The sequence below is a fragment of the Anaerosporobacter sp. genome, assembly GCF_031551385.1.
Taxonomy (GTDB): Bacteria; Bacillota; Clostridia; order Lachnospirales; family Lachnospiraceae; genus Anaerosporobacter.
This window is the reverse complement of the sequence record NZ_JAVBNS010000132.1, coordinates 1-9591: the sequence shown is the minus strand read 5'-3', so window position 1 is coordinate 9591 and position 9591 is coordinate 1. Positions and strand designations below refer to the sequence as shown.

9 protein-coding genes are annotated in these 9591 nt (G+C 34.4%); all 9 read left to right on the top strand.

Annotated features, from left to right (window positions below; translation table 11 throughout):
• Positions 1-113 precede the first annotated feature (113 nt).
• Entirely contained in the window at positions 114-1220 is a 1107-nt protein-coding gene (gene ribD, locus RMR19_RS11075; protein ID WP_310603552.1) for a bifunctional diaminohydroxyphosphoribosylaminopyrimidine deaminase/5-amino-6-(5-phosphoribosylamino)uracil reductase RibD, read from the top strand.
• Positions 1202-1849: a riboflavin synthase gene (locus RMR19_RS11070; protein ID WP_310603551.1), complete on the top strand. Its 648-nt coding sequence runs from the start codon at positions 1202-1204 to the stop codon at positions 1847-1849. The genes ribD and RMR19_RS11070 overlap by 19 nt, the downstream gene beginning before the upstream one ends.
• 319 nt (positions 1850-2168) lie before the next feature.
• Entirely contained in the window at positions 2169-3368 is a 1200-nt protein-coding gene (locus tag RMR19_RS11065) for a bifunctional 3,4-dihydroxy-2-butanone-4-phosphate synthase/GTP cyclohydrolase II (RefSeq protein WP_310603550.1), read from the top strand.
• Positions 3369-3401: 33 nt separating this feature from the next.
• A complete protein-coding gene (gene ribH / locus RMR19_RS11060; protein WP_310603549.1) occupies positions 3402-3866 on the top strand; it encodes a 6,7-dimethyl-8-ribityllumazine synthase in 465 nt (154 codons plus the stop codon).
• A 219-nt stretch (positions 3867-4085) separates the two neighbouring features.
• Positions 4086-5444 carry a serpin family protein gene (locus RMR19_RS11055; RefSeq protein WP_310603548.1) on the top strand — a complete coding sequence of 453 codons (1359 nt, stop codon included), beginning with the start codon at positions 4086-4088 and terminating at the stop codon, positions 5442-5444.
• 110 nt (positions 5445-5554) lie between these two features.
• Positions 5555-6328, top strand: a complete 774-nt coding sequence (locus RMR19_RS11050) for a class I SAM-dependent methyltransferase (RefSeq protein WP_310603547.1) — start codon at positions 5555-5557, stop codon at positions 6326-6328.
• Between the two features lie 118 nt (positions 6329-6446).
• The gene (locus RMR19_RS11045) at positions 6447-7655 is read left to right on the top strand and encodes a DUF5050 domain-containing protein (protein WP_310603546.1); all 1209 of its coding nucleotides are present in this window, start codon (positions 6447-6449) and stop codon (positions 7653-7655) included.
• A gap of 188 nt (positions 7656-7843) precedes the next feature.
• A complete protein-coding gene (locus RMR19_RS11040) occupies positions 7844-9214 on the top strand; it encodes a response regulator transcription factor (protein WP_310603545.1) in 1371 nt (456 codons plus the stop codon).
• The coding region (locus RMR19_RS11035) for a hypothetical protein (protein ID WP_310603544.1) at positions 9211-9591 on the top strand (381 nt) is incomplete at its 3' end. The genes RMR19_RS11040 and RMR19_RS11035, both read left to right, overlap by 4 nt.

Genomic DNA, 9591 nt, shown 5'->3' with positions numbered 1-9591 from the left:
AAGAAATGTTGGAATATAAGTTGTAGAGCCGTATACGAGACCCGTACGTACGGTTCAATGAGAGGGAAATAATACTAGCTATTATTTCTCTACTCTATTAAGGAGGTACTAACATGACAGATAAAGAATATATGAAGTTAGCAATAAGATTGGCGAAACAAGGTTCTGGAAGGGTCTCGCCGAATCCTTTAGTAGGAGCAGTTGTTGTGAAAGATGGAGTGATTATTGGGAAAGGATACCATGAAGAGTATGGTCAACTTCATGCGGAGCGCAATGCACTAGCAGATTGCAAGGTTTCACCAGAGGGTGCAACGATGTATGTAACATTAGAGCCATGTTGTCATTATGGAAAGACTCCACCATGTACAAAAGCGATTATGGAAAGCGGAATAAAACGTGTCGTAATTGGTTCACTAGACCCTAATCCGATTGTTGCAGGAAATGGAATAAAGGAGTTAAGGGAAGCAGGAATTGAAGTCGTTTATGGTGTATTAGAAAAGGAATGTAATAAGTTAAATGCTGTGTTTTTTCACTACATAAGAAAAAAAACACCCTATGTGGTTTTGAAATATGCCATGACGATAGATGGAAAAATTGCTACATATACAGGGGCATCAAAGTGGATAACTGGAGAACAGGCAAGAGAAAATGTGCATAAAGATAGAAATCGCTATAAAGCTATTATGGTAGGAGTTGAGACGGTAAGAATGGATGACCCAATGCTTACTTGTCGAGTTGAAAACGGAGTGAATCCGATACGCATTATATGTGATTCAACGTTGCGCATCCCATTTGATTCGCAGATTGTTCAAACGGCAGCGGACATACCAACGATAATAGCAACAGCTTGTAAAGACGAGCAAAAACAAAAACCTTACACGGAAGCAGGGTGCGAAATTATTGTTGTCGGCGTAGAAGATGGGAAAGTGAATCTTGAGGAGTTAATGAGGGAGTTAGGAGAACGACGTATTGATAGCATCTTGTTAGAAGGGGGAAGTAAACTCCATTGGTCGGCTTTACGGAGTGGTATTGTGAATAGAGTGCAATGTTACATTGCACCAAAGATATTCGGAGGGGAGTGTGCAAAAACACCGATTGCAGGAGAAGGTGTATCGCTTCCAGAACAGGCAGTACGTCTTAAAAATATGGAAATCAAGCAGTTAGGCGAAGATTATCTTATAGAGGGGGAGGTGGAAAAGAATTGTTTACAGGAATTGTAGAAGAACTAGGTGTAATTACACAGATACAAAGGGGAAGCTATTCTTCCATACTTACGATACAAGGAAATGTAATATTTGAGGATATGCAGATAGGAGATAGTATCGCAGTGAATGGTGTATGCCTTACGGTAGTTCGACATAGTAAAGATACATTTACAACGGATGTTATGCATGAAACGTTAAATCGTTCATCCTTAAGTGCGCTAAGAATAGGAATTGCTGTTAACTTAGAGCGAGCAATGAAGTTAGGAGGGCGATTTGGAGGGCATATTGTTTCTGGACATATTGATGGAACAGGAATTATTAAGGCGGTTGAGAAAGATGACAATGCCGTTTGGTATATCATTGAGGCAAGTGAGGAAATCGTAAGATATATCGTTGAAAAAGGCTCGATTGCAATTGATGGAATCAGCCTTACAGTGGCAAGTGTTTCAAAGCATGAATTTCAAGTTTCTGTGATACCACATACTCTTGCAGTAACTAGTCTGAATCAAAAAAAGACAGGTGATATTGTTAATTTAGAGAATGATGTTATTGGAAAATATGTTGAGAAGTTGTTAGGAGTGGAATCACCAACAAAAAAAGAAAGTGCCATCACAATAGATTTCTTAATGAAACATGGATTTTAATAGGTAGTTGCAAAACTCAATTTATAGATTTGTAAGCTTCTTGCCTAACGTATGCTAACACAAAATACGCTTCACATCTAAGGACTTCTAGGTGTATACGGAAAATCTTCAAAAGTTACGGAAACGCCTTCGATTCGGCATCCTGCCTCAGCTCAGGCTGGCTCGGCGTCCATGCCTCGCCTTCCTAGGTTACTAAAGTATACACCAAGAAGTACTATAGATGTTTTGCTATCATTTTTTAGTTAGCGTACGTTAGTCAAGAAGCAGTCAAGTATATCAAGAGTTTTGCAAGTATCATATAAATTAGAGGAGGATAAGCATGTTTGAATATAGCACGATAGAGGAAGCTCTTGAGGAGCTTCGTCAGGGTAGAATAATTATGGTTTCGGATGATGAAGATAGGGAAAATGAAGGGGATTTTATATGTGCTTCTGAATTTGCTACTACAGAGAATGTTAATTTTATGGCTACCTATGGAAAAGGTTTGATTTGTATGCCGATGAGTCAGGAAATCGCAGATAAATTACAATTTATGCAGATGGTATCAAACAATACCGATGCACATGGGACTGCATTTACGGTTTCGATTGATTATGTGGATACAACAACAGGAATTTCTGCGGCAGAGCGAAGTATAACAGCTATGAAATGTGTAGAAGATGAGGCAAAGCCAGAAGATTTCAGAAGACCGGGACATATGTTTCCATTACTTGCAAAGAAAAACGGTGTATTAGAAAGAGCTGGCCATACAGAGGCTACTGTAGATTTAATGCGTTTGGCAGGATTAAAGCAATGTGGATTATGTTGTGAAATTATGAATGATGATGGTTTCATGATGCGCACGCCGGAGTTAATTGAACTAGCAAAAAAATGGAATATCAAATACATTACAATTAAAGCATTGCAAGAATATCGTAAGAAGCAAGAACAATTAGTAAAATGTATTACTAAGACAAAGATGCCAACGAAATATGGTGAATTCGTTGCTTATGGGTTTGAGAATCAATTGAATGGTCAAGAGCATATCGCACTTGTAAAAGGGGATATCGGGAATGGAGAGAATGTTTTATGTAGAGTCCATTCAGAATGTTTAACTGGGGATGTGTTTGGTTCGAAACGCTGTGACTGTGGACAACAATTTGAAGCAGCACTCAAACGAATTGAGAAAGAAGGAAGAGGAGTTTTACTATATCTTCGCCAAGAGGGAAGAGGGATTGGACTAATCAATAAGCTTCGTGCATATGAGTTGCAAGAGCAGGGACTAGATACGCTAGAAGCCAATCTTGCATTAGGTTTTCCCGGAGATATGAGAGAATATTATGTTGGAGCACAGATGCTTAGACAACTTGGTGTAAAATCACTTAGACTTATGACGAATAATCCTGAGAAGATACAAGGGCTTAATGTCTATGGTATTGAAATTGAAGAGCATGTACCAATTCAAGTAGAAGCAACAGAGCATGATATATTCTACTTAAGAACAAAACAGCTAAAGATGGGTCATACATTAAATTATTAATAATAGAAAAAATCAAAAAAGGAGAAAGATAATATGAATGTTTATGAAGGAAAGTTAGTTGCTAAAGATATGAAAGTAGGTATCGTTGTAGCGAGATTTAATGAGTTTATTACTTCTAAGTTGCTTGGGGGTGCGATTGATGCTTTAACACGTCATGATGTTAAGGAAGAGGATATTAGTGTTGCATGGGTGCCAGGGGCTTTTGAAATTCCGCTTATTGCAGGAAAGATGGCTAAGAGTAGAAAGTATGATGCTATCATTTGTTTAGGTGCAGTAATTCGTGGAAGTACATCGCATTATGATTATGTATGTAATGAAGTATCGAAAGGGGTTGCTAGTGTTTCTTTAGAAAGTGAAATTCCTGTTTTGTTTGGGGTAGTAACAACAGAAAACATTGAACAAGCGATTGAAAGAGCAGGAACGAAAGCAGGAAATAAAGGATATGATTGTGCAGTTAGTGCGATTGAAATGGTTAATTTAATAAAAGAATTAGGCTAAAACAGGGACACCAATTTGGAGGAGATGATTCAAATTGGTGTCTTTATTTTTGTATAAGTCCATTTTCTCTTTTTCTGTACAAAAAAATTGGAACCATTTTTTATTAACTATCGTCTAATATATATAAGGCATAGTAAATCAATGTTGTGTTTGGTGTTGTTCTGAGCTAGATAGCGATATTGTACATACAAGTTAAGGTTAAAAAGGAGAGATGATAGAATGGTTAAATTCAAGAAATTTTGCGTAAGAGGTTTGATTGTAGTGGTTACGATTACAGGAGTTTTATTTTCAGTGATAGGGTGTTCAACAAAGATAAGTAATACGAATACAGTAATTGATGAGAATACAGACAAGGAAACAAATAAAGAAACAAATAAAGAAACAAATAAAGAAACAGAGGAAGAAAAGGGCGTAAACCAAGAAGTAGAGACAAATACAGATTTAAAAATAAATGATAATAATCAACCAGAAGTTGACTTTACAAAGCAAGCAGTAGGTTTTTCTGTGGAACTATTTAAGAAAACGAGAAAACCGAGTGAGAATTCATTAGTTTCACCAATATCAGTATTAATGGCATTATCAATGACTGCAAATGGAGCAGATGGAATCACAAGGGAAGAGATGCAACAGTTACTAGCGAGTGGAGATTCGATTGAGAATTTAAATATATATTTGGACACATGCAGAAAGCAGTTGATATCGAAAGATAGTAAGCTTAGTTTAGCAAATTCAATCTGGTTTAGAGATGATAAGGATAGATTGACAATTGAACAAGAATTCTTACAGACAAATGAAAAATATTATGATGCAGAGATTTTTGAAGTACCATTTAACAAAACTACAGTAGATGATATAAACAAATGGGTGGATAAGCATACACAAGGAATGATTCCACATATGGTAGATACGCTAGATAATGATTCCATTATGTGTCTAATTAATGCGGTAGTGTTTGATGCTGAATGGGAGAATGTATATACGAAGGATAAAGTATTTAATGGAACGTTTACTAATTCGAATGGAATAGAGCAAGATGTGCAGATGATGTTGTCGAATGAATATTCCTATATTGATGAAGGAAATGTAACAGGTTTTATTAAGAATTATAAAGATAAGCAATATAGTTTTGTTGCATTATTACCAAACGAGGGAATTAGTGTGGACGAATATGTGGAGTCACTTACTGGAGAGAACTTACTATCTGTTATTGAAAGTGCGCAGTCAACAACTGTAATGACAAGACTTCCTAAGTTTGAATATGATTATGAAATTGAGATGAATGAGGCACTAGAAAAGCTTGGTCTACAAACAGCATTTGATGTGAATCATGCGGATTTTTCTAAATTAGGAAGTTCAAAAGAGGGAAACATCTTTATAGGTAGAGTGCTTCATAAATCCTATATTGCTGTTGATGAACTAGGAACAAAAGCAAGTGCTGCTACAGAAGTTGAGATGAGAGACGGTTCAGCATTGATTGAATATTCTGTTACACTTGATCGCCCTTTCGTATATGTTATTATTGATAATACTACGAAGTTGCCAATCTTCATAGGAACTGTAATGGATATTGTATCTTAAAGAAAAGCAGTGTATACTTAGAATTGCTGTAATGCCGATGCTATGGTAGCATTGTAATAATAGCACTGCCATAATGGCGGGAAAATCTAAGAGAAAGAAAGTATAGTAAGATGACGATTGAATTAGAGAAACATTATAATAAATTTTGTGAAGATAAGAGATTAACAAGAAGACATGGTCAGGTAGAATACATTACATCGATGAAATATATTCATGAATGTCTTGAAAATATGACAGATGTCAAAATACTAGATGTTGGAGCTGGGACAGGGAGATATTCCGTTCAATTAGCGAATGAGGGATATGATGTAACAGCAATTGAACTTGTTAAATATAATCTTGGTATATTAAAATCAAAGAAAAGTACGGTAAATGCGATGCAAGGTACAGCTCTTGATTTGTCGAGATTTGAAGATAACACATTTGATATGACGCTTGTTTTTGGACCAATGTACCATCTATATAAGCAGGAAGACAAGGTAAAGGCACTAGAGGAAGCAAAACGAGTTACCAAGGTAGGTGGTGTGATTCTAGTTGCGTATATTATGAATGAATATAGTATAATCACACATGGATTCAAAGGAAATAACATGAAAGAGTGTATAGAAACAGGAAAGATAACGGAAGATTTTCATTCGGTATCTGAGCCAGAAGATTTGTACGATTATGTACGGATTGAAGATATTAATGGCTTGAATGAAGAAGTTGGACTTCGTAGATTAAAGTTAATTGCAGCGGATGGCCCAGCTAACTATATGCGACCTGTGTTAAATGCGATGGATGAAGAGACATTTGAATTGTTTGTAAAGTATCATCTGACAACTTGCGAGCGACCAGAACTATTAGGCGCAAGCTCACATACACTAGATATCTTAATAAAATAGTGAAACAGAGATGCCATATAATTGCCGAAGTACTGACATAATCAAGTACTAGAATAAACATAACATAAAGTGATGATAGCAACTTGAGTTTGTCACTTTAATATAAGGAGGCAGGCATATGGAAAAGAGAAAAGGCTGGAATAGAATTATTGCATGGTTTTTGCTATGTAGTTGTGTTGTTACATGTACGCAGTTTATTCCAGAAAAAATTGCAGCGGCAGAGAAAGTAGCACAATCTTCTGAGTTAGTAGTGAAAGACCAAGGGTATCTATATTATAAAAAAGGGACGGTAGGATCTGATTATAAATTAGTTTCACAAAAAGTAGGAACGACGAAGACAACGACATTAACGACAAAAGAGATAAAGAATTTTTATGTTCAGAACAAATATGTATATTATGTTGTTAAGGATAGCAAAACATCAAAAAACAGCATCTACCGAGTAGGGCGAGATGGTAAGAATACAAAGTGTCTTGTAACAGTGAATAAAGGTGAAATTATTGGAATCGTAGGAGACTATGTATACTATTCTTATTATAAGAATTACGATAAGATGATTATAGCAAGAATACAAGTAGCGGCTAAGAAGGGGTCAAACAAAATTCTTAGCACAACAAGTACGAATTACTATAATTTTAAACCAGTTATTGCAAACAATCGAATCTATTACACAAATAATAAACGAACAATTATCTATTCTATGACATTGGGCGGAAAGACAACAGAAAAACTAATTTCAGGTACTTCTGTGGACAGTTTAACGGTAGGAAAAGATGGCTTATATTATCTATGTAATAAAAATACAGGGACGATAAAGAGTTGTACAACCGATGTAATGAAGGTTTCATTCAAAGGAAAAGTAACAAAATTAGATTCCTTTAATCAGAAAAAAGTCAGTGATTATCGTGTGAAGGCTGGTAAAGAAGCAGCAAACGATTATACAAGTTTTACAGTTAAATTACATCAGGTAACAACAGATAATGTATACTATTCTCTTTCAGATGATCAGTATATCTCATATCTATTTAAGGCTTCAACAGATGGAAGTAGCGTCAAGAGGATAATGGACGAGAAGACATATGAATCTTATGATGGTTATGTTCTTGGCATGGGTAGCTACTTGAGTGCTACGAATTACAAATTATTTTCATATTGTAATGGTGAAGATTCGGCGCATTATTATTATAAAGATGCATCGGGAACGTATGTACTTACTATTGCACCGTCAAATATTAAGATCGTTGATGGTACGGCATATTACCAAGTAATACAGTCAAAAAAGGCAGTGTTTAAAAATGCTACAATAGAAAAGTTGTTAAAAAAATAGCCAAACTATAGTTGGCTTATAATGAAATAATAAAAGTATAAGACAAAAACTTTGTAGAAAAATAGAACTTCTACAAAGTTTTTGTCTTGTTGTCGTTCATTGATACAGTCTGATAAACGTGTTATACTAGTTATTGAGTTGGATATAAGTGGAGATTGTATCTACATATAAAAGTGAGGACGATAATAATGATAGGTAATCAGACATATGTTAACAGAATGATGAAAGCATTTCGTAGCCATATTGAATATTTAGATGACAAAGAAGAAACTTTTGAGATGCTATATGAGAGCGAAAATTATTGTTTCAGTGTATGGGAATTTAAAAGTGAGACATTTGAATTAACGTATAGAAACAATACATTTGAGAACGTATTTGATATAGAGGGAGATGGAAAAGGATATTCTATAAATGACATTTACAATGTACCATGTTTTAATAATCTGAAGAAATTGGACAAAATAGAAGAGAATACAATACGATATTTTCATTATTCTATGGAGCAATCGGATTATTGGCGTGTTCTATTTTTGAAGAAGAGTAATCAGATATACATACTAGCTCGTCGAATATTAGAAAAAGAACTTCTATCGAAACGTAGTTATCTACGAAAACTAAAGTCTTCTGCATATGATTTTTCATTTGATTTCGAATTCACAAGTGATGGTGTATATATTATTACAAAATATGATATGGAATTTTCAAAGCTGTTTAGAGTGGACAAAACGCCTCTTTGTAGAAAAATGAATCAAGAACATATACGGCAATTTAACGAAAATTTTATAGAGAGTATTGCAAACTCACATAACATCTATATGACATATATGTTGGTGATTAATAATATCTGTGTCTATACAGTGCTTGAAATACTAACAAGTTTAGAGGGAAGTAATGATAGAATGACGGCATTAGCATCTATTATCAGTAAAAAGGAATTTATCTCTTTAACAGAATTGTTTTCAGGAAGGAAAGATTTTCTAACAGAGTCAGTTATCTATGGATTTGCAAGAGCGGTGTTACAAGAAGATAAGTTAGTTTATGAATATAAAAATGAGTCTTATGAAAAAATATTGAAGCAAGATAAGAGTGCTGATAATAAAATTATGAATAGCAAAGTGGTTAGTGAGGCTATGCAATATGGATTTCATCATGAAGAAATAATTCTGTTAATGAATCAATACAATTCTTTAGAAAAATATAATCTAGTAGTAACTCCAATAATATATATGGACAAAATAATATGTTTAAGTATTCGTATAAACGCTATTGAAAATACAATAAACGAAGATTTAATCGATTTAGTTAGGAATCTAACTAAGCGAGAGAGGGAAGTTATGCTATTAGCTTCTGCGAATAACAGTAATCGAGATGTAGCTCAAAAGCTAGGTATTAGTGAAGGTACTGTTAAAAGAATATTACATAATGGATATAAAAAATTAAATATTTCATCCAGATATGAATTGGTTGAATATAAAGGATATCTTAAAACATTAAAGATCGACAAAATAAGTAGTGATCAAACACGAAAAAGAAAACAGGATAAGGGCGGTGTATTATGAGTACATATAGTGAGCTGTTGAAGAAGTATTGTGTAGACCCTATTTTATTGAAACATGTATGGTTAGGGGAACAATATGGCTTTTATAAGATTCAGTATAATAGTGTTCCTCAATTTATATTGGCTGATTTTGAAGGAAGTAAAAGCAGTTATTCATCGAAATATGAGAAAAATGTAGGAAAAGATTTCAGTACATTTGTAGATGATAGACAGATGAAACGTCTACATCGTTTGTATTCCTATTACAAAGACTATAGAGGTGATCTTGAATTTATTTCAACATTAGATGGTATGGATTATTGGTTGTATTATGCTAAGATAATGGAAGAGTATATTATAGTCAAAAAAGTTAGAATTTTTCAACAGCTTTTTGATAAA

What these genes read in the sequence shown, in the direction of transcription:
- RMR19_RS11065 (WP_310603550.1), top strand. Translation starts at nt 2,169, where the DNA reads ATGTTTGAATATAGCACGATAGAGGAAGCTCTTGAGGAGCTTCGTCAG.
- RMR19_RS11055 (WP_310603548.1), top strand. Translation starts at nt 4,086, where the DNA reads ATGGTTAAATTCAAGAAATTTTGCGTAAGAGGTTTGATTGTAGTGGTT.
- RMR19_RS11040 (WP_310603545.1), top strand. Translation starts at nt 7,844, where the DNA reads ATGATAGGTAATCAGACATATGTTAACAGAATGATGAAAGCATTTCGT.
- ribD (WP_310603552.1), top strand. Translation starts at nt 114, where the DNA reads ATGACAGATAAAGAATATATGAAGTTAGCAATAAGATTGGCGAAACAA.
- RMR19_RS11050 (WP_310603547.1), top strand. Translation starts at nt 5,555, where the DNA reads ATGACGATTGAATTAGAGAAACATTATAATAAATTTTGTGAAGATAAG.
- RMR19_RS11045 (WP_310603546.1), top strand. Translation starts at nt 6,447, where the DNA reads ATGGAAAAGAGAAAAGGCTGGAATAGAATTATTGCATGGTTTTTGCTA.
- ribH (WP_310603549.1), top strand. Translation starts at nt 3,402, where the DNA reads ATGAATGTTTATGAAGGAAAGTTAGTTGCTAAAGATATGAAAGTAGGT.